Here is a 19700-nt window from a genome sequence, read left to right as displayed (position 1 = left end):
AAGTACTTAGCAAATGTATAGGTGACTTCGAGAACCTCAGTCACCGAAAAAGATTATGAAAGTAATGACAAAAACCAGTACCAGAGGTACTCGAATGCACAGCAAAAACCTCAAGAACCTTGACAAAAATAGGTGCCTGAGGTACTCGAAGGCACCGGAAAAACCTTACATCCCTAATAAAATAAAATTTATTGAGCATGAGAGAATCTAAAATTCAATAACCATTTAAATTGAATACTTACCGCTAGATAAATGCAGGACAGAAATTTACTGTTTGTTAAGTACATTTACACTACCTATTTTAACTATAATCAACCTATGAAAAAAGACATTAAATTGCCGAGCATAGACCAATGCCCGGTAGAGGACATTGTGTTCATCGAAGGGAAAGGAAATTACAGTATCGTATTCCTTAAAAACAAAAAACAAATCACCATTGCCAAAACTTTAAAGAAATTTGAATCTCAATTACGTATGAACCCTTTTTTGCGGGCACATAAATCATACCTAGTGAATAAAGAGAATATTTCAAGTCAAAATTTTCAAGGCACTAACACCTTGACAACAGTTTTAGGCAACGAAATTCCCGTTTCTAGACGAAAGCTAGACTTAGTTAAAAAACATTTCGAATAAAAAAAGGGCCTCAATTGAGGCCCTTTTCTATGATAGTGTCTTATAATCTGATTACTTTCCAGAAGGAGGAGCTAACAAATTAAAGAATTGATCTAACTTAGGAGTAACGATGATCTCCGTACGGCGGTTCATCTTTCGTCCAGACTTACTCTTATTTTCTGCTTGTGGTTCAAACTCGCCACGTCCACCTGCCGTCATACGCTCAGGATCTACAGAGAATTTAGTTTGCAACAAACGAACAACCGAAGTAGCACGCTTAGCACTTAAATCCCAGTTATCTTTGATACAATCTGTAGAGATAGGTACACTATCTGTATGGCCTTCTACTAAGATATCTAAATCCTTATGATCGTTCACCACTTTAGCAACTTTAGCTAAAACTGCCTCAGCCTTTGTGTTAATAACGGCGCTACCTGAAGCAAACATTAACTTGTCTGAAATCGAGATATAAACTACACCTTTTTTAACTTCTACTGTTACATCTTCATCATTCACATCAGCTAAAGAACGTTTCAAATTCATTACTAATGATAAATTGATTGAATCTTTGCGTTGGATCGTCGAATTCAAGTCTTTGATGTATTTTCCCTGCTCATTCAAGGCATCTAATGACTTACGAATACTTTCAGCACCTGATTTATTGATCACTGACAAATCAGATAAACGATCTAACAAATTGGTATTTGTTCTTTTCATGTAATCTAATTGCTCCTGCAAGTTCTTCAATGAAGCTGTTCTTGCTTCTAACTCCGCATCTCTCTTTTTAATTTCAGCTTGTAAACTAGCTGTTAAAGATTGACAATCAGCAAGATCTGCTCTTGATTTTGCAAGCGATTGGTCACTACTAGCCTGTAGCTCAGTTAAACGTGATTGCAAATCAGCAATTTTCTTTTTGCTTGCACAAGAGAAGAAAAACGGCATCAGAGCGATTACTAAAAGTAATTTTTTCATAATGATGATTCGGTTTGGGGGTTAATGACTCAATGTTTAAAAAATAATTGCCACAAAAGTATGAATCTAATCGCTAAAACTTATCCTTATTTTTATTTTTTTTTAAAAAATATAGCCCATTTTTAGAATAGCAGCCTCTGCGATTTTACGTCTAGCCTCCTTTAAATTTTTTGGATCAATTTTTGTAAATCGCTTCAATCCCATTAACATAACGTTTAACTCATCTCCGCTGGCAAAACCTGTAATTACCTCTTTACCATGGTGGTGAATTTTGTCTACTGCTTCATGTAAATAAACAAGGGCACATTCTTTAGCAATTTCATTGGCTGCTTCGCCATTTTGTTGAATTAATTTGTCTACTCTAACTAAAACTGACTCAGCAACATAAATTTCTATCATCATGTCGGCTAGTGACATCAGGATTTCTTGCTCTTTTTCAATCTCAGTAGTATACTTCTGCAAGGCTCCTCCTGCGGACATCAATAAGGCCTTTTTCAAATTGGCAATCACCTTATACTCCTTACCAAATACACCCTCTGGAACTGAGGTTGAGAAATCTGGCACACCCAATATCTCCTTCCCTACGGCCATAGCTGCCGTCATAATATCCAACTCCCCTTTCATTGCGCGTTTAATGACGGTACCGACTGCTAACAAACGGTTAATCTCATTGGTACCTTCAAAAATTCGATTGATTCTGGAATCCCTATAGGCTCTATCCATAGGGGCCTCGGCAGAAAATCCCATTCCTCCATATATTTGAACACCTTCATCTACTGAATAATCTAAGGTTTCAGAGCCATGTACCTTTAACAAGGCACATTCAATGGCAAACTGCTCCACCCCTTTTAGTTTGGCTTCTGAATCATTCATTCCTGAGGCCTTTAATTCAGCAATGGTATCATCAATATTTTGCCCAACACGGTAGCAGGCCGATTCACTAGCGTAATTCTTAATAATCATTTCCGCTATCTTATACTTGATAGCTCCAAATTGATGCAATGATTGGCCAAATTGCTTACGGTCGTTAGCATATTGCACAGCTTGATCAATAACACGCTTTCCTGCACCAATAACTGCAGCGGCTAATTTAATCCGACCTATATTCAAGATATTAACAGCTATCTTAAAGCCTCCTTCTCTTTTGTAAAGTAGATTCTCCACTGGGACAGGACAATCATTGAAGAAAATTTGTCTTGTTGAACTACCCTTGATACCCATTTTACGTTCCTCCTCGTTCATGGTAATACCACCAAAACTTTTTTCCACTAAGAAGGCTGTCAAATTCTTATCATCCCCAATTTTGGCAAAAACAATGAATACATCGGCAAAGCCACCATTAGTAATCCACATTTTTTGACCTGTGATCAGATAATGTTTTCCGTCTTCCGATAACACGGCTTTCGACTTCGCCGCATTGGCATCTGAGCCTGAATCAGGTTCCGTTAAGCAATAGGCTGCTTTCCACTCACCCGAGGCTAATTTTGGTAAATAGTGCTGTTTTTGTTCTTCTGTACCATAATATAAAATAGGAAGGGTACCAATCCCCGTATGAGCGGATAAAGCTACAGCAAAAGAATGACCAGAACCACATGCCTCCGCTACCAACATGGACGTATTAAAATCCATTCCAAATCCACCATATTCTTCTGGTACCGAAGTTCCAAGTAAACCTAAACTTCCAGCCTTATCCATCATATCTACCATGACAGAACTATCTTTGGCACCATCCATTTCTTCCAAACGAGGTTGGATCTCCGTTTTGATAAAGTCAATACAGGTCTGACCAATCATCTTCTGCTCCTCTGAAAACTCTTCAGGAATAAATAATTCCTCAGGCAAGAGTGGGCGAATTAAAAACTCTCCCCCTTTCATTGTTTTGTTCGTAGACATGGTATTTGAATTTTATTGTTGATGAAATGTAATGCTTTTCAATGTTTGTTGATGCGTGTAATTATACCTTTTGATTTAGCGCTTGAAGAATTTCTGTTGCATCTTCATCCAAGAACTGATTAATCGATTGTATTACCTTGAAGAACTCTTGAGCCTGTTCGGCACCAATTCGCTCAAATAATTTTTCATTAAATAAAATAACCCCCTGTTTCGCCACATCCCTTTTTTTCTTACCTAGGTCTGTCAAGAATATCTTTACAACGCGCTTGTCAGCATAATTAGTCTCTCGCCTTATCCATTTTTTATCTTCCAAGGTTTTCAACATACGGGTTAGACTTCTGGCTTCCAATCCTAAAGCCGGAGCAATTTTGGTAGCTGGAGTGCCATCCTTGTCAATATGCAGTAATACATATCCAATAGCCATGGACATGTCAAATTGAGCGGCGTATGTATTATACATGCGACTGATGGCATACCAGGCTGATTTAATTTGAAAATCAAATGTACTTTCTGCTTTCATAGTAAAAATCTTATTTAGTATGCTTGCATACCATTACGTAAAAATGAAACAAAAAAAAATAGGATGCAAGCATCCTATTTTCAAAATTCCTAAATATTTATGATTATCTCACACGATTACCGCGCATTCTTTTGCTATTCACCTTTAAACCGGAGAAAGAAGACTTCATAATCATCAAACGAACTTTCTTTTTGTTATAGAGTAAGTACTTATTTCCATCGTAACTCAAACGAGAGAAAGTTGGACTTCCTGTATCATCAACCAATTGGTAATAATATTCTCCTCTTTCACCAACCACTGGTCCGAAATGCAAACTTTTTTCTTCGCCAGCTCCTGCTTCAAAGGAAATTAATAAGCGATCATTTGCCTGTTTTACCAAAACACCAGGAGTTTGTTGTTCTAATGTCACGCGATTGATCGACTTACCATTGATTAATATAATCTTACCAGATTTGACATTGGCATCAGAGGCATTCAACTCTCTTTCCAGAAAAAGGGCATTGTCATTATAAAACTGAATCTTCTCTAAAGGAAGTTGGTTTTCTTTGATCAAAGTCATCAAAGAACCAGTCAAATAAGCTTGTTGTGAACAACTACTTAAAAGGACTACAGCAAAAAATACAATGGCTAAGTTTTTCATGGAATTAATTAACGCCTTCTGCAAGGATAAGCACTTTATTATTTAATACTTCCACAACTCCTCCCTCAATTTCAAATGATTCTTTGTCGGCCGTTAGTAAGCCTTTTTTCAAAGTACTAACTAAAGCTGCGTGATCATTCAAAATTTGAAAGGAACCATTAACGCCAGGCAAAGTAACCACAGAAGCTTCTGCGGAAAACACTTTACGGTCGGGTGTAATAATTTCTACAAACATATCTATTTTTTATTTTGCAGCTTCTGCCAACAATCTTTCACCTTTTTCTATGGCATCTTCTATGCTACCTACTAAGTTGAACGCTGCCTCAGGCAAGTGATCGTAAGTACCGTCGATGATGGCATTGAAACCTTTGATGGTATCGTTGATGTCTACCAAAACGCCTTTTAAGCCTGTAAATTGTTCAGCCACGAAAAATGGTTGAGACAAGAAACGTTGAACACGACGAGCACGAGATACTACTAATTTATCTTCTTCCGATAATTCATCCAATCCAAGGATAGCAATGATATCTTGTAACTCTTTGTAACGTTGCAAAATTTCTTTAACACGTTGAGCTGTATTATAATGCGCAGCTCCTAAAACCTCCGCAGAAAGAATACGTGAAGAAGAATCCAATGGATCCACCGCTGGATAAATACCTAACTCCGCAATTTTACGCGAAAGTACGGTGGTAGCATCTAAGTGAGCAAAGGTTGTTGCCGGAGCCGGGTCAGTCAAGTCATCCGCAGGTACATAAACCGCCTGAACTGAAGTAATAGATCCACGTTTTGTAGATGTAATACGCTCTTGCATCGCTCCCATCTCTGTTGCCAAAGTTGGCTGATAACCTACCGCTGAAGGCATACGACCTAACAAGGCTGATACCTCAGAACCCGCTTGAGTAAAACGGAAGATGTTGTCAATGAAGAATAAGATATCACGACCTTGACCTTCTCCATCACCATCACGGAAGTGTTCTGCAACTGTCAAACCTGACAAAGCCACACGAGCACGTGCTCCTGGAGGTTCGTTCATTTGACCAAACACTAAGGTTGCTTGTGATTTAACTAATTCGTTTTCATCCACTTTCGTCAAATCCCACTCACCAGCTTCCATCGCGTGCTTAAACTCCTCACCATATTTAATAACGCCAGATTCAATCATCTCACGTAATAAGTCATTTCCTTCACGAGTACGCTCTCCAACTCCTGCAAATACTGACAAACCTTCGTATGCCTTCGCAATGTTGTTGATCAACTCCATGATCAATACTGTTTTACCTACACCGGCACCACCAAACAAACCAATTTTACCTCCTTTTACGTATGGAGCTAATAAATCGATTACTTTGATACCTGTAAATAAAACTTCTGTAGTAGTAGCTAACTCGTCAAATTTCGGAGCAGAACGGTGAATGGGTAATCCACCAGCTGATTTTGGCTGAGTAATACCATCAATGGCTTCTCCAACTACATTAAACAAACGGCCTTTAATTCCATCACCCGTTGGCATTGTCATCGGTGTTCCTTTGTCAATTACCTCTTGTCCACGTTGAAGTCCTTCCGTACCTTCCATCGCAATGGTTCTTACTCGATCTTCTCCTAAGTGTTGTTGAACTTCTAAGATAAGTTCCTGACCATTGGTTTTGGTAACAGAAAGTGCATTTAGGATAGCTGGTAAGTGAGAGCCTTCACCTTCAAAGCTTACATCGACTACGGGGCCAATTACCTGAGCTACTTTTCCTTTATTAACTGCGTTTGCCATTTGAAAAATAAATTTGTTAGCTTAAAAACTAAGAATTGTTATTGAATCGAATGCTATAAACATTCGGATTGCAAAATTAGTCGGTAAATTCCAATTAGCAAAACCGAAGTTTGTATTTTTTTGCTATTTTTTGTCGATATCTGCCCTTTTCTTTGAATGAATTAAAGTTTATGCAGAAATTTACGTTATGTAGCCACTGTCTATTTTTTTTCAATTCATGAAACAACGAACTGATCATATACCAACTATTTGGTTTATCTTTTCCACCCTACTTAGCACCATTAGCCTAGGAATATACATTTGGGGCGGAATGGAGGCCTTGGACTGGGAGGAAGTCAGTGAATTAATCCCTCAAACAGTTTCGTTATTCCCAGAATCACGAGAACCCATATCCTCTACGATTTTTTTGGTTCGCCAACATTATTATGTTCAAACCATAGCCCCTAATTTTTGGCCAATGGTGATAGGGGGCCTCATGGCTATGCTGGGTTTGGTTTGGCTGGGACAATTCATTCAAGTCTGGTCAAAAGTTTCATGGCGACAAATCCTATTGGGGCTATTTCTGTGGGTGGGTATCTTGTTTTGGAGAAATTCGAATTTGGAAATTGGGGCATGGCTTAGCTTTTTTCATAGCCCTTGGATCTGCCTAGCATTCGTGTCCATGGCATTGCATACCGTATTATCTAGTTCAGCAATCCCATCATTTCTTCTAGAAATTTCTCATAGTCCCGATAAAAAATCTAGCCAAAAGAAATTTACTGGATTTATGTTGTTCTATGGCATTAACCTCATTTTGAGCATGGGGAATTTATGGGGCATGTGGACTTCCACCTTGTATGTCCCAGCCTTCATCATCTTTGAAATCAGTATGGCGCTGGGCATGTTTCGAATCCTTCGATATGAATCACCCTTAAATCAGAAATTATTTGGCGCGCTATTTTTACTAAGTCATTCGGTTTTAATTCCAATTTTATGGAATAACAATGAAGTCGGGATTCGGGCCATAGAGAGTTGGACCCTGATGACCCATCTTTCCATGGCATTACTTTACCCTGTTTTTTTATGGACTAATTTCAAAGAGCCCATTCAAAATAATTTGCCCATTTATAAGGTGGTACACAAGGCCCATTTTATCCCGATTTATTTAATTCAAATCGGGGTGTTTATCCTTTGCGTATCCTGGGTATTTGCCCGTCAAGGCACAGCCTGGCATCAGGTAGTTGCTGCTTATTATAATGAGCAAGGTGATGTGGAACATTTTGTTGGCGATCGTTTTTTGGAAGAATTGGCCTACAAAAATTCTATGATACATAGTAAGCTCAATCAAAAAAGCAATTTGAGTTTGGCACGTATTTCTCAAGCCGCTGGTGATACGGAAAAACAAGCCTATTATTTGCAGACCAGTCAAATAAGACATCCCAGAGAGAAAAGTTTTGTTGCCTTGGCCAATATTTATGGCAATGAAAATCAATGGTTTGAATCCCTATTTACGCTCAAAAAAGCATACCAACTATTTCCCCAGAGCTCTCAAATCGCAACGCAGCTCAGTCGGGTTTATGAGCAAATCAAACAAATTGATTCCGCAGCATATTACTTGGTTTTAGCCAAAGAATTAGCCCCCAAAAACAGCATAAATTGGACCAACCTGATGTATTTTGATGTACGCCATGGAAGCAAATTAGCTAGCAAGGAAGATTTGGAAAGTTGGTCTTTAAGTCGTGATCATGCAGTCCAGAGCAATTTACTTGCACGTTTTTGGAATAATAAAAAAGAACTACCTGCAAATTTTGCTCAGGATACAAAGGAAGCCCAATTGGATGTTCGAGATTTTGCCTTACTATTCAATGCTAGCCTATTTTTTCAAGGCAGATCTTTGGTTTACCCCATTCAGAATTATCTCAAAGACCCCCAGTGGCTACAAAAATTTCCTGAAATAGCCTTCATGGATGCTTGGCAAGACTATTACCATCAACACCCATTGAGAGCCCTAAACAAATTGGATTTACTCATGCAGAAAGAAAATGATATCAAGGCGCAAGAATATCGATTTATTCTTTCTCATTGGAAAAAACAACTTTTAGAAGTAAAAGCTAAAGTCAAATTAAATAATGTATCACAAGCCCTTGCTGCTATTCAATCTTATCCATTTAGTTTAGGGATTTTGCAACAAGCCTTGCCCTTGCTTCACCAATCCAATAAGCATCAAGAGGCATATCAGGCAACTTTGGCGGCCATCCAGTGGAATGAAGATCGAGCTGAGTTCTATCCACTTTATATCTTAGAGGCATTCCAACAAGGAGAAATAAGCTATGCAGAAGAGGCTATGAATCAATTGAAAAAATTAGATCCTATCTTATACCAAAGCCATGCAACTGCTTTTGTACAAGCGAAAGAAAAGGCCCTAAAAAGACAGAAATTCAACTAGAGATGAGAGATTAGTTTAAGGGATTAGTGTTGAGGGATTAGTGATTAGCTAGTAAAGCCATTTTTCAATCAAGTCATAACATGGCAAGTCATTTAACAAAATACCTGACAACTAATCGCTTACCAGTTCTTGGCTAGTTTAGAAAATTGACTTACCTTTGCATCTAAGCTAGTATGGGAAACGGAGTAAATGGTTCTTTCGCTTCCTATTCACTTAATGAACCAAACAATATGAATCAAAAAATTCGCATCAAGTTGAAATCTTTCGACCATTCATTGGTTGACAAGTCAGCTGAAAAAATCGTTAAGGCGGTTAAAGCCACAGGAGCAGTTGTTTCTGGCCCTATCCCACTTCCTACTAAGATTGAGAAATTCACTGTTTTGCGTTCACCACACGTGAACAAAAAAGCGCGTGAGCAATTCCAATTATGCACTTACAAGCGCTTAATTGACATTTTCTCTTCTTCAGCTAAGACTGTGGACGCGTTGATGAAATTGGAATTACCATCAGGAGTTGATGTTGAAATCAAAGTTTAATGATTTCAGATTCCGAAAAAAAGGTCTTTATAGCAATATGAAGACCTTTTTTTATGGTCAAAATAGACTAAAAGTTCACTGAATTTTCAAAAGCAATACGCTTATGAAAGCCTATACTGGCCTTCTTGCTTTTTTCTCCGAATTAAATAATTGAAATATCTTACGAACGGGCTTAAGGAACAAAGTAAAAAAGTAAGGTTGAAGTCCATTATCTTTCCATGCTTGACGATCTTCTAGATTAGCCACCAAACGATGTTTCCAAGAAGCCGTACTCGTGCCTCCATTTCGCATGGTCATCAAGGTTTTTGGCAAGTAAGCTGCCGTTTTTTTTGCTTTATATAAGGCTCTCAGCATCCAATCATAATCCCCAGCGCATGTAAAATCGGTTCTAAATGACCCAATTTCATCATACACTGATTTTTTAGCATAAAAGGATAAATGAGGAGGCATCCAGCCCCACAACCAATTATTGCGTTGGTATTCACCGGCTGACCAAAAACGAACCAACGCTCCGCTGATTGGATCTACGAATTGAATATCTCCATAAACCGTATCGGTTCCTTTTTCTTCAAAACAATTGACCACAGAAGAAATAACATCCTTGCTTGGATAAAAATCATCTGCACCAATCATACCTACAATATCACCTGTTATTCGTGCTATTCCTTTATTCATGGCATCATAAATCCCATGATCTTTTTCCGAGATATAGTGAATCCTTCCTTCGTATTCCTTGAGAATAGACAGGCTTTCATCTTTTGAACCTCCATCAATCACCCAATATTCTACATTAGGATAATCCTGTGCCAAGACACTCTCGATGGTTTGTCGGAGAGTAGCAGCAGATTGATAACAAACAGTAATGATGGAAACCTTGGGTAAATGCATAGATTTCACAAAGATATAGATTGTCGGATGAAATTGGGAATAATTACGAGCATATGGTCCTTGGGGTAGGATTACTAAAACCAAATGAAAAATTAATTGGGCTTAAATCCCCCGCTAAAAAACTCTTTCTATTTTTTTATACTTAGGGCTTTGTTAAAAATATTTTTTTTGTACCTTTGCAAACCCAATTCGAATCAATTTCGAATATTTAAATGTTAAAGAAATGAAAAGAACTTTTCAACCTTCGGTTAAAAAAAGAAAAAATAAGCACGGATTCCGTGAGCGTATGTCTACAGCTAATGGTCGTCGTGTGTTAACAGCACGTCGCGCTAAAGGTCGTCACAAACTTTCAGTTTCTGACGAGAAGAGAGGAAAATAAGCCTTAGATCTTAGGAAAGAAGATTTCGGGTTAACTTAGTTGTACAACAAGTTTTATGCCGTGAAGTTTACTTTTCAAAAATCCGAGCGACTTACGCAAGTCAAAATCATAGATTCACTATTCCAAAAGGATAGTCAAATCGTAGCACAACGGTTTGTCTATCCTTTTCGAGTTTTATATCAATTCGGCCCTCAGCCATTGGAATTTCCTCAAATTCTCATTTCGGTACCCAAACGGAAATTCAAAAAAGCGGTAGATAGAAATCTCATCAAGAGAAGAATACGGGAAGCATATCGCCTAAATAAAGGATTTCATATAGGAGAAGGCAAAGAGAAATTGCCAGATTTTCTGGCTTTTGTTTATATTGCTTCTACAATTGAGTCTTTTGAAAAGATCAATAAAAAAATGCAACAAGTCTTGCAAGAATTTAGCAATACCAAAAAAGATGCCACAGAAATCGCCTAAGACCATCAAAAAATGGCTCATCGCCTCTCTTTCAGGAATCAGTATACTTGGCGTTTTAGCATTAAATTCCCCGGGAGATCGATTCTTTGAGATTGCTAAAAATCTAGATATATATGCTTCTGTATTCAAGGAGTTAAATAAGTTTTATGTCGATGAAGTTAATCCCAATCAAGCCGTTAAAACTTCCATTGATGCCTTATTGAAAAGTTTTGACCCATATACCGTTTTTTATCCGGAAGATGAGCTAGAAGATTTCTTAACCATGACCACTGGTAAATATCAGGGAATTGGAATTGTTTTGGCTGAAATCAATGATACTTACCGCATTTCATTCATTGAAGAAAACAGCCCTGCCTTAAAAGCAGGTTTGGGAATAGGCGACCAAATTATTTCTGTGAATGGTATAGCCCTATCTGATAAACCGGAAGCAGATCCATCTAAGTTATTGCGTGGACAAGCTGGAACTAAAATAGTGGTTAAGGTTATAAAAAATGGGCAAAGCATTCCGCAAGAAATTAATATTAATCGGGAAACTGTTCAAATTAAAAATGTAGTCTATTCGGGAATCATTCAACCTGGAGTAGGTTATATATTATTAGAGGATTTTAATGCCTCTGCAGCCAAAGAATTAAAAAATGCCTTGCAAAGTTTGAAACAAGCGGGCATGAAGAAATTAATTTTAGACTTAAGGGAAAATCCGGGGGGGCTTTTGACCCAAGCAGTGGACATTTGCAATCTTTTTCTTCCAAAAGACTCAGAGGTTGTTTCCACACGAGGGAAAGTTGAAGAGTGGAACAAAACTTATAATGCACTAAATCCTAGCACTGAACCAGATTTACCCTTAATTATTCTAATTAATAATCATTCTGCTTCTGCTTCGGAAATTGTGGCTGGCGTGATGCAGGATTACGACCGAGCTGTATTAATTGGTCAAAAAAGTTTTGGGAAAGGGCTTGTTCAAGTAACCCGCGATTTGCCTTTCCGTACCAAAATGAAAATAACAACGGCAAAATATTACATTCCAAGCGGTCGCTGTATTCAAGCCATTGATTATCAACATCGAAATCCAGATGGTAGTGCGGTTGCACTCAAAGATTCCAATAGTAAAACTTTTTATACCAAAAATCGCCGTAAAGTGGTTGATGGTGGAGGGATTACGCCTGATATTACGGTAGAAAGGATCAGTACATCACCCTTCACCAATGCGCTACAAAAGCAACATATGATTTTCTTGTATGCATGTTTTTTTCGTAGTACTCACCCGAGTATTCCGCCTGCCAAGGATTTCAGCTTGAATTCCACAGATTATCAAGCCTTTTGTGCTTGGTTAAAAAAACAAAATTTCAAATTTGAAAGCCAGATTGAAAAGCAGTTTCATGTCATAAGTGAATTAGCTAAAAAGGACAAATCCTATGCGAGCATGGAACCAGCTCTACAAAACTTCAGAAGGGAATGGGCCTCTAATATAGATCGGGAATTGACAGCCTATCAATCAGATATTAGCACCCTTTTGGAACAAGAAATTGTCCAGCATTATTACCTTCAAAAAGGGATAAATGAGTGGTCATTTTCTAAAGACCCTTCCATTCGGGAAGCTTTAAAATTATTTGAACAGAGTAATCGTTTTCAATCGATTTTGGCCGGAAAATAAGTATGAACTTGATTCTCAGTATTGAAACCTCCACTCCAACTTGTTCTGTTGCTATTCATCAAAACGGGGAATTAATTGCTCAAAAATTAATTGTAGAAGAGGGAGGGCATTCTAAGCAATTAACTGTCTTAATCGAATCTTTGCTACAAGAAAATGGATTCACCCTATCCCAATTATCTTGTTTAGCCGTTTCTGTGGGGCCAGGATCCTATACGGGCTTACGCATCGGTTTAGCAACTGCCAAGGGATTATGTTTTGGCTTAGATTTACCCTTAATTGCACTACCTACATTAAAAATATTGGCTGAAGGTTTCAGAATGTCTAAAAAGAAACAGCCGCATGTAAGACTTTTGCCCATGCTAGATGCCCGCCGAATGGAGGTTTATGCAGCTTGTTATGAATGGGAAAATTTAGAAGAAATTCAAGCCTCCAAAGCTGTCATTCTTGATGAACAGTCATTTGCGGAATTACAAGGTTCTCCTTTGCTTGCCTTCGGTAATGGGGCTGAAAAATGGCGAAATATATCTCAGCACCCCGATATTGAATTTGAAATTGATCCAATGTTTCCTGAAGCACAATATATGGGAAAGTTGGCATATCAGGCATTTTTGAACAAAAACTTCCAAGATTTAGTTATTCTTGAACCCGATTATTTGAAAGAATTCATGGGTACACAGCCTAGAAACAAAGCATTATAATGGAAGAAGAAATTGTTAACCGAGTAAAACAAAGCGGTCTAATTCAATTGGATTTGGAAGAAATGCGTGTTCCGGGAGAACGAGTATTTCTGGACATTAAGTCGCAGTTATTCATGGAACTCGTATTAAAGGAAAAAGACTTCCGAAGCTTTTTAGCAGAACATGATTGGGCCTTTTACCAAGACAAACATGTAGCTGTGGGATGCAGTAATGATGCCATTATTCCTACTTGGGCATTCATGTTATTAAGCATTCACTTGAGTCCATATGCTAAAACGATTGTTTTCGGCACCCTAGAAGATTTAGAAAAAACATTGTTCAAACAATGTATCGATGAATTGCCCACAGAAGATTTAGAGGGAGCACGTGTCGTTATCAAAGGATGCTCCAAAGAATCCGTTCCAACGGACGCTTATGTGCAGATTTCCCAGAAACTACAACCGATTGTAAAAAGCTTATTCTTTGGTGAACCATGTAGTACAGTTCCTTTATTTAAGAAGAAACAATAACTAATACCGGGAATTCACACCAAAATTTTGATTATCAAGTTGTTGGACAATAAGAACAAAATCTCATTCGTTTTGACAACGCTGTCAAGGTTTGGAACCTTGCCAGCGTTAGGCAACTTATTTTAATTTTTGCTTAATCTTCTCCATATACTGCAATACCTTTTGTTGATAATATGGTAAAAGGTCTACCGGCACATTTTGGAATAGATCCCTATTCTCCTTTTGTTTTTTGAGGAATGGAATTAAATTGGGTGGAGGATTTTCTTTCCATTTTTGTAAGGCCGTCTTCGATTCTCTTTTGGGATCTTCACCTTGTTCTTTTAAGGCTTTTTCAGCTTCCATAAGCCTTGGGAGCATTTGATCTTGTCGCTGTTGGAATGAATTATTCAGGCGCTTATTCACTAAATCTGATTCATTTTTGTCCATATCTTTGATTAAATCCGATAAAGATTTTTGTAATCCTTGATTTCCTGGCTGACCTTGTAATTCATTTAACTTTTGTTCCATTTCTTGTCGGATCTGCGCTTGCTCCTCAGCCATTTTAATCAATTCCTCATTCGTGATCATCATGGGCTGTGAGCCCATTTTTCTTGCCTTTTGATTTAATTGCTGTTGCCTTTGCCCCCAATTCCCTTTTGAATTTCCTTTGGACTTACCCTTTTTACCCGATTTTGCTTGGGCCGCTTGGTCTTGTACTTGCCGTAACAAATCGGAAAGTAAAACCGCTAATTGGTTGGTTGCGGCCATAGCTTCTTGCTGCCTTACTGGAACAATATCCCACTTACGTTCTTTCATCATGCGGGAAGCTTCTTGCATCCTCTGTTTCATGTTGGCCGTTTCCTTGGTAATAGTTTGGGACAAAGGCATCAGTTTTTTCCCTAATGAAATCAAACTATCTTCCAAAATATGGGCCATCTCTCCCAATTTATTTTGTTCTTGAGCTATTTGTCTTACCGCTACATCGCCTGCAGGAATCTTTTTATAGGCCTTCATAATTCGCTCCTGATCAAAAGAAAGTTGTAATAAATCCTCCATCAACAACCGAAGCTGTGCTAAATTCAAAGCCACTTCCATGGATTCTTGCTGCTCCTGCTGTTCTTCTAATTTTTTAGCCAATTTTTTCATTTTCTCCGCAGCTTTCTTCTGATTTGTTTGGGCTTGCTTCGACTGCTTATTCTTCAGATTCTCCTCGGCATTTTCTAAATTCTCTTCCATTTCCTCTTGCAGCTTCTCCTCCTTATCCAAATCTTGTTCTCCAGGGATTTCCTTTTTTTCTTTGGCAATTTCATCCAACTTTTTCCTTTCCTCTTCCACCTCCTTATTTAGTGCCTCTTGCTGCTTGGCTAAATCTTGTTCGTTTTTATCTTGGTTTTTCTCACTTAATGCCTCTTGTTTTTTAGCTAATTCATTCCATCGTGAAATAGATTCATCCAACATCTTTTCCACTTTTAATTCTTGATAGAATTGTTGCAAACGCTCCAATTCACGCTCCATGTTTTTCCCTTGGTTCCGCATTTGATCCAAGTGTTTTTGCCAAAGAGTAGCCGACTCTTTTTCCCAATTTTTCAAAAGTGCATCTCTGCGTTTTTCCATTTCAGGATCCCACAGTTGAGAAATCATTTTCTGCAAATTTTCCATCTTTTTCATCCAAGCAGGGTCCACTTGTTGAAAACTCATTTGCTGTCCCATCCACTGTTCTTGCATCTTTTTCAGCTCTTCTATGGTCTTTTTTAATGCCGTCTCTTTGTCTAGGACTTCTTGTAAAGCTTTCAAATCAACCTCTTTGCCCAGCTGTACTCGCTTGGTCAGTTCATTGATTTCTTGCTTCATATTTTGGGCTTTTTGCAAGGAATTTAATACCTGCTTTTCGGCCAAATCCGCCTGCTGATCCATTTTCTTTTCCAGTCGCTTTACATCAGGAAATTCCCAAATCTGTAAGCCGGTTTGAGTCCATTTAGGCCCATGAAGGCCATCTTGATCTGACACTTCTACTCGATATTGTACCTGATCTCCTGGCTGTAATCCCAATGAATCTAAGCGCCAAATGTATTCTACCTCCAATCTTTTAGCCCCTGATTGCATGGGTATCCATTTCACCTTTTTAGCAGACAAGCTAGACGCATCTTTCTTTTTTATTTGATATGACAATCGCATTTGACCTAAAGCATAATCATCCTCGACCAATGCATTCAGCACCCTAAAACGGTAATACAGTGTATCTTCCAACCATTGGGTTTCTAGCCTAGGTTTCTGGTCAAAAATAACCTCAATAGGTTGCATGACACTTTTTTGTATTGGCATTTGAGCATTCTGAGCAACAATTTGATAGCTGCTATTTTGATTAATCGTCTTGGTTAATTGATAAATCGTCTTTAAAAAATTAGGCTCAGCCCACTCTACTTTCGCTTGGTTTTGAAATTGTATGCCTAAATTTTGGGCACTTTCAGAGGTCATCTCCCAAGTCACCTTTGTGCCTTCAGGTATTTTTAATGGGATTGCCTGATGAATGGTTTCTTTGGCCTTTTTTAAATACGGTGGATAAATCAAATGAATGGTCATTTCTTTTAATCCTGGACGATGAACAACAGGCAATAACTGAGGCTCTGAAAAATAGCCTCCTGCCTCAAATTGAAACCATTTTTCTACTTGAACTGGGGGAATAACTCCTCTAAATTGATGTGGCTTTTCCGTAGGATTCAAAGGAATTCGCTCGCCATCCCAATGTAAAAACAAATCACTCGGCAAATTTTTCCCTCTTAATTCCACCAAAAATTCGGTGTTTTCACCAGCAACGGCTTGAAATGGTTTATTAATCAGGACAAAATCAAAAGGTAATTCTTTCGGATAATGAAATGAGTAGTTCCAAATTCGTAAACTCGGCTTTCTAAATAAATTAGGGAAAGTAATTTGCCCCATTCCCAACAGGGCAAAAAGTCCTAAAAACAAGAAAAATGATTTCTTCAACTCGGATAATTGAATGAATTCTTCCCAGCGATATTGTTGCAAAAAGGCTTGTTTTTCTTCAATTGCTGCCTGCCACAATTCCATGGAATGATCGGGTACCTGGTTTTGGAGCTGAAGGACATTAATTAATGCATCAGCATGCTCCTTGGGTAAAAATTGACCCAAACTTATGGCAAGTCGATAGTAATCTTTTTGAGCCAAAGGCCGAAACAAATCCCAAAGGGGTATTCGAACAAAAAACAGAAAAATACCTAGAGATCCGACAAAAAATGCATACAAAAATATCCCCCTAATGGTAGAAGAAAACCAAGCTACATATTCGAGCAAAATCAAGAAAATAGCTAAGCTCAAAATCCAAATAGCAGCCAGAATTAATGCTCTCCACAACTCCTTTCGCGAAAGTTGTTGGTGGTATTTTCGTAATTGAATTTGAAGCGGATTGGACACGGGTTTTGTAATCAGTGCTAGTCAGAACTTGAAAATACAAATTTTCGCACGCATACCATTCATGTGATGAACAAAATAAAATTGTCCATGAGTTTCTATTTTGGTATTTTTGAAGAATATTGACTCCAACATGTCGCAACAATCACAAGAACAGTATCAATTTATTGAAAGTATTCTCCGCCAAAATTTAGGTGATATCGGCAAGATGGAGGATTTTCAATTTTTCTATGGAGGAAATTTCAATTTGGCAGTTCGTGTCAAGGTTGCTCAGGGTGAATATTTCATCAAATGGAACCAAGGTGACCACCAAGGATTATTTCAAGCTGAGGCTAAAAATTTAAGCTTAATAGCCTCCACAGGCACCATTCCTGTTCCTCAAGTTTTGGGGGAGGGCCAAATGGACGAAAAAGAATACCTCGTCATGGAATGTATTCCAACAGCCGAGAAAAAAGAAAATTATTGGAGTGATTTTGGAATTAAGTTAGCTCAATTACATCAGACAAATACTACTAAAGGGCATGGCTTAGACTATGATAATTTCATTGGTGCTGCCAAACAAGTGAATAGCTGGAATACTGATGGTGTTTCATTTTTTATTCAAAATCGTTTGAAATATCAAGTAGAAACCGCTGCCTATCATAGAAAAATTGATGGTGCTATAACGGAGGCTTTTGAAAAACTTTATGATAAAATTCCATCCATTATTCCCAATGAGCAATCAGCCTTATTGCATGGAGATTTATGGTCTGGCAATGCTATGGTTAACCAAGATGGACTAGTGAGTTTGGTGGACCCTTCTTGTTACTTTGGTTTAAGAGAAGCAGAAATAGCCTTCACTACCATGTTTGGAGGATTTGAAAAAGAATTCTACGAAGCCTACCATGAGTCATTTCCTATCCTTAAAGGCTTTCACGAACGGATACCTCTTTATAATTTGTACCCATTAATGGTACACGTTAACCTATTCGGAGAGGGATATCTTCCGGCTGTCAATAAAATTTTAGATTCATATTTGAACTAAACCTGAGTCAAAGCCCAGTTTTCTACCACATCATCTACATCCCGTGCATCGGGGAAAAAAGATACCAATTTTCGAAGAATTTCTTCTATAACGGCATCTGGGCAAGAAGCTCCACAAGTTAACAGAACCCTTACTTTGGTTTTTTGAGGAATATAGCCTTGAATGAAAATCTCTTCTTTCTTTTTATTATCAAAATGAAGAATTTCTTTTTCTGAAATCAATTTTTCCGCTGATTTAATGAAATATGACGGTAACTTTTCTTGGCATAAATCCACTAAATGCGATGTATTTGAAGAATTATACCCTCCAGCAATGATCGCAAAATCAGCTTCTTCCGCGATTAAACCATAAGTAGCACTTTGATTGTCATTGGTCGCATAACACAAGGTATCTCGCGTATCCGCAAAATGGGAGGTAATTTGATGTGGCTCCAATTGATGAAAACGAATAATCTCCGCTTTTAGATACTCTACAATTTCCTGCGTATCCACCGCCAACATGGTCGTTTGATTTACCACACCAATTCGAGTTAAATCAGTAAGTGGGTCAAATCCTTGAGAATACTGACCTTCAAACTCCTCATAAAACTCTTGGGGTGTTTTTTCCTGACGGATGTAATAAGCAAGGTGTTTCGCTTGTTCTAAATCTTTGACAATAAGCGTTGGAGTAACCACCTGAGAATGGGAAAAAGTAGCCTTAGTTTCCTCATGGCTAGGCTTTCCATGCACAATTACGGTATATTTATTTTGTCCAATTTGACTTGCTCTGTTCCACACTTTTTCCACGAATGGACAAGTGGTATCGTATGCATATAAATCTATACCAATTTTATCTAAAATGGCATGAACTTCCAAGGTTGTACCAAACGCTGGAATAATGACAATATCATCCTTGGTTAAGGTATCCCATGGCACCAATTGATTTCCGTAGGTATCTTGAACAAATTTCACCCCCAATTCCAATAGGTCTGCATTGACAGCTGGGTTGTGAATCATCTCCGAAAGCAGAAAAATACGCTTCTGAGGATTATCTTCAATGATTTTGTAGGCAGTTTCTACTGCATTTTCTACCCCATAACAAAATCCAAAATGACGGGAAAGTAAAATCTCGACAGGCCCAAAATCAAGGATGGAAGGTTGAAAATTCTTTTTTAGCTTATCTCCCAAACGGCGCACCTCTTTGATCCGACTAATCAGTTCACTTTTAAATAAAGAAGGAATAGAAAAAGACTTCATTTTTTTAAAATTTCTTTTTTCGGTTCTCCCATTAATAAACCGATATTTTACGACAGATTGATCAAGATCCTCTTTCATTTGCA

Annotated in this window: 18 protein-coding genes; 9 read left to right on the top strand and 9 right to left on the bottom strand. The window is 38.1% G+C overall.

The window, feature by feature from the left end; translation table 11 throughout:
- Window positions 1-318 precede the first annotated feature (318 nt).
- Window positions 319-633: a LytR/AlgR family response regulator transcription factor gene (locus ACST15_RS07135; RefSeq protein ID WP_459453977.1), complete on the top strand. Its 315-nt coding sequence runs from the start codon at window positions 319-321 to the stop codon at window positions 631-633.
- Between the two features lie 51 nt (window positions 634-684).
- Here ACST15_RS07135 and ACST15_RS07130 read toward each other — a convergent pair whose 3' ends face one another.
- The 6 genes from ACST15_RS07130 to atpD all read right to left on the bottom strand — a co-directional run bounded on the left by ACST15_RS07130 (window position 685) and on the right by atpD (window position 6399).
- Complete coding sequence (locus tag ACST15_RS07130; RefSeq protein ID WP_459453976.1) at window positions 685-1584, bottom strand: OmpA/MotB family protein; 900 nt, start codon at window positions 1582-1584, stop codon at window positions 685-687.
- Between the two features lie 102 nt (window positions 1585-1686).
- Window positions 1687-3477: an acyl-CoA dehydrogenase family protein gene (locus tag ACST15_RS07125; protein ID WP_459453975.1), complete on the bottom strand. Its 1791-nt coding sequence runs from the start codon at window positions 3475-3477 to the stop codon at window positions 1687-1689.
- 61 nt (window positions 3478-3538) lie between these two features.
- The gene (locus ACST15_RS07120) at window positions 3539-3997 is read right to left on the bottom strand and encodes a MarR family winged helix-turn-helix transcriptional regulator (protein ID WP_459453974.1); all 459 of its coding nucleotides are present in this window, start codon (window positions 3995-3997) and stop codon (window positions 3539-3541) included.
- A gap of 103 nt (window positions 3998-4100) precedes the next feature.
- Complete coding sequence (locus tag ACST15_RS07115) at window positions 4101-4637, bottom strand: hypothetical protein (RefSeq protein WP_459453973.1); 537 nt, start codon at window positions 4635-4637, stop codon at window positions 4101-4103.
- 4 nt (window positions 4638-4641) lie between these two features.
- Window positions 4642-4872, bottom strand: coding sequence for a F0F1 ATP synthase subunit epsilon (locus tag ACST15_RS07110; protein WP_109324192.1), 231 nt, complete (start codon window positions 4870-4872; stop codon window positions 4642-4644).
- 9 nt (window positions 4873-4881) lie between these two features.
- The gene (gene atpD / locus ACST15_RS07105; RefSeq protein ID WP_459453972.1) at window positions 4882-6399 is read right to left on the bottom strand and encodes a F0F1 ATP synthase subunit beta; all 1518 of its coding nucleotides are present in this window, start codon (window positions 6397-6399) and stop codon (window positions 4882-4884) included.
- Window positions 6400-6616: 217 nt separating this feature from the next.
- Between atpD and ACST15_RS07100 the strand changes: the two genes are divergently transcribed.
- Both ACST15_RS07100 and rpsJ read left to right on the top strand, forming a co-directional pair.
- Window positions 6617-8824, top strand: coding sequence for a tetratricopeptide repeat protein (locus tag ACST15_RS07100; RefSeq protein ID WP_459453971.1), 2208 nt, complete (start codon window positions 6617-6619; stop codon window positions 8822-8824).
- Between the two features lie 230 nt (window positions 8825-9054).
- Complete coding sequence (rpsJ, locus tag ACST15_RS07095; RefSeq protein ID WP_130895342.1) at window positions 9055-9360, top strand: 30S ribosomal protein S10; 306 nt, start codon at window positions 9055-9057, stop codon at window positions 9358-9360.
- Between the two features lie 111 nt (window positions 9361-9471).
- On the opposite strand, the gene ACST15_RS07090 is transcribed toward rpsJ, so the two are convergent.
- A complete protein-coding gene (locus ACST15_RS07090) occupies window positions 9472-10248 on the bottom strand; it encodes a glycosyltransferase family 2 protein (RefSeq protein WP_459453970.1) in 777 nt (258 codons plus the stop codon).
- A 223-nt stretch (window positions 10249-10471) separates the two neighbouring features.
- Here ACST15_RS07090 and rpmH point away from each other — a divergent pair, with 223 nt between their 5' ends.
- Genes rpmH through ACST15_RS07065 form a run of 5 tightly spaced genes read left to right on the top strand, consistent with a single transcriptional unit; the run spans window position 10472 to window position 13950 of the window.
- Entirely contained in the window at window positions 10472-10627 is a 156-nt protein-coding gene (gene rpmH / locus ACST15_RS07085; RefSeq protein ID WP_109324196.1) for a 50S ribosomal protein L34, read from the top strand.
- Between the two features lie 60 nt (window positions 10628-10687).
- Window positions 10688-11092, top strand: a complete 405-nt coding sequence (gene rnpA, locus ACST15_RS07080) for a ribonuclease P protein component (RefSeq protein ID WP_459453969.1) — start codon at window positions 10688-10690, stop codon at window positions 11090-11092.
- Window positions 11073-12743: a S41 family peptidase gene (locus tag ACST15_RS07075; protein WP_459453968.1), complete on the top strand. Its 1671-nt coding sequence runs from the start codon at window positions 11073-11075 to the stop codon at window positions 12741-12743. The genes rnpA and ACST15_RS07075 overlap by 20 nt, the downstream gene beginning before the upstream one ends.
- A gap of 2 nt (window positions 12744-12745) precedes the next feature.
- Window positions 12746-13441: a tRNA (adenosine(37)-N6)-threonylcarbamoyltransferase complex dimerization subunit type 1 TsaB gene (gene tsaB / locus ACST15_RS07070; protein WP_459453967.1), complete on the top strand. Its 696-nt coding sequence runs from the start codon at window positions 12746-12748 to the stop codon at window positions 13439-13441.
- Complete coding sequence (locus tag ACST15_RS07065; protein ID WP_459453966.1) at window positions 13441-13950, top strand: DUF2480 family protein; 510 nt, start codon at window positions 13441-13443, stop codon at window positions 13948-13950. The genes tsaB and ACST15_RS07065 overlap by 1 nt, the downstream gene beginning before the upstream one ends.
- A gap of 117 nt (window positions 13951-14067) precedes the next feature.
- Here ACST15_RS07065 and ACST15_RS07060 read toward each other — a convergent pair whose 3' ends face one another.
- Window positions 14068-17361 carry an Asp23/Gls24 family envelope stress response protein gene (locus tag ACST15_RS07060; protein WP_459453965.1) on the bottom strand — a complete coding sequence of 1098 codons (3294 nt, stop codon included), beginning with the start codon at window positions 17359-17361 and terminating at the stop codon, window positions 14068-14070.
- 130 nt (window positions 17362-17491) lie between these two features.
- Between ACST15_RS07060 and ACST15_RS07055 the strand changes: the two genes are divergently transcribed.
- Window positions 17492-18382 carry a fructosamine kinase family protein gene (locus ACST15_RS07055; protein ID WP_459453964.1) on the top strand — a complete coding sequence of 297 codons (891 nt, stop codon included), beginning with the start codon at window positions 17492-17494 and terminating at the stop codon, window positions 18380-18382.
- Here ACST15_RS07055 and ACST15_RS07050 read toward each other — a convergent pair.
- Window positions 18379-19695: a 4-hydroxy-3-methylbut-2-enyl diphosphate reductase gene (locus ACST15_RS07050; protein ID WP_459453963.1), complete on the bottom strand. Its 1317-nt coding sequence runs from the start codon at window positions 19693-19695 to the stop codon at window positions 18379-18381. The two genes, ACST15_RS07055 and ACST15_RS07050, sit on opposite strands and share 4 nt — an antisense overlap.
- Between the last annotated feature and the right edge of the window lie 5 nt (window positions 19696-19700).

It is taken from the genome of Aquirufa sp. Wall-65K1, assembly GCF_054558475.1.
This window is presented reverse-complemented; position numbering and strand designations above follow the sequence as displayed.

Bases quoted from the DNA above. Each gene is read 5' to 3' on its own strand.
- rpmH (WP_109324196.1), top strand. From the start codon at position 10,472: ATGAAAAGAACTTTTCAACCTTCGGTTAAAAAAAGAAAAAATAAGCAC.
- ACST15_RS07115 (WP_459453973.1), bottom strand. From the start codon at position 4,637: ATGAAAAACTTAGCCATTGTATTTTTTGCTGTAGTCCTTTTAAGTAGT.
- ACST15_RS07065 (WP_459453966.1), top strand. From the start codon at position 13,441: ATGGAAGAAGAAATTGTTAACCGAGTAAAACAAAGCGGTCTAATTCAA.
- ACST15_RS07125 (WP_459453975.1), bottom strand. From the start codon at position 3,477: ATGTCTACGAACAAAACAATGAAAGGGGGAGAGTTTTTAATTCGCCCA.
- ACST15_RS07130 (WP_459453976.1), bottom strand. From the start codon at position 1,584: ATGAAAAAATTACTTTTAGTAATCGCTCTGATGCCGTTTTTCTTCTCT.
- ACST15_RS07090 (WP_459453970.1), bottom strand. From the start codon at position 10,248: ATGCATTTACCCAAGGTTTCCATCATTACTGTTTGTTATCAATCTGCT.
- ACST15_RS07100 (WP_459453971.1), top strand. From the start codon at position 6,617: ATGAAACAACGAACTGATCATATACCAACTATTTGGTTTATCTTTTCC.
- ACST15_RS07055 (WP_459453964.1), top strand. From the start codon at position 17,492: ATGTCGCAACAATCACAAGAACAGTATCAATTTATTGAAAGTATTCTC.
- ACST15_RS07135 (WP_459453977.1), top strand. From the start codon at position 319: ATGAAAAAAGACATTAAATTGCCGAGCATAGACCAATGCCCGGTAGAG.
- ACST15_RS07110 (WP_109324192.1), bottom strand. From the start codon at position 4,872: ATGTTTGTAGAAATTATTACACCCGACCGTAAAGTGTTTTCCGCAGAA.
- ACST15_RS07050 (WP_459453963.1), bottom strand. From the start codon at position 19,695: ATGAAAGAGGATCTTGATCAATCTGTCGTAAAATATCGGTTTATTAAT.
- tsaB (WP_459453967.1), top strand. From the start codon at position 12,746: ATGAACTTGATTCTCAGTATTGAAACCTCCACTCCAACTTGTTCTGTT.
- ACST15_RS07075 (WP_459453968.1), top strand. From the start codon at position 11,073: ATGCCACAGAAATCGCCTAAGACCATCAAAAAATGGCTCATCGCCTCT.
- ACST15_RS07120 (WP_459453974.1), bottom strand. From the start codon at position 3,997: ATGAAAGCAGAAAGTACATTTGATTTTCAAATTAAATCAGCCTGGTAT.
- rpsJ (WP_130895342.1), top strand. From the start codon at position 9,055: ATGAATCAAAAAATTCGCATCAAGTTGAAATCTTTCGACCATTCATTG.
- atpD (WP_459453972.1), bottom strand. From the start codon at position 6,399: ATGGCAAACGCAGTTAATAAAGGAAAAGTAGCTCAGGTAATTGGCCCC.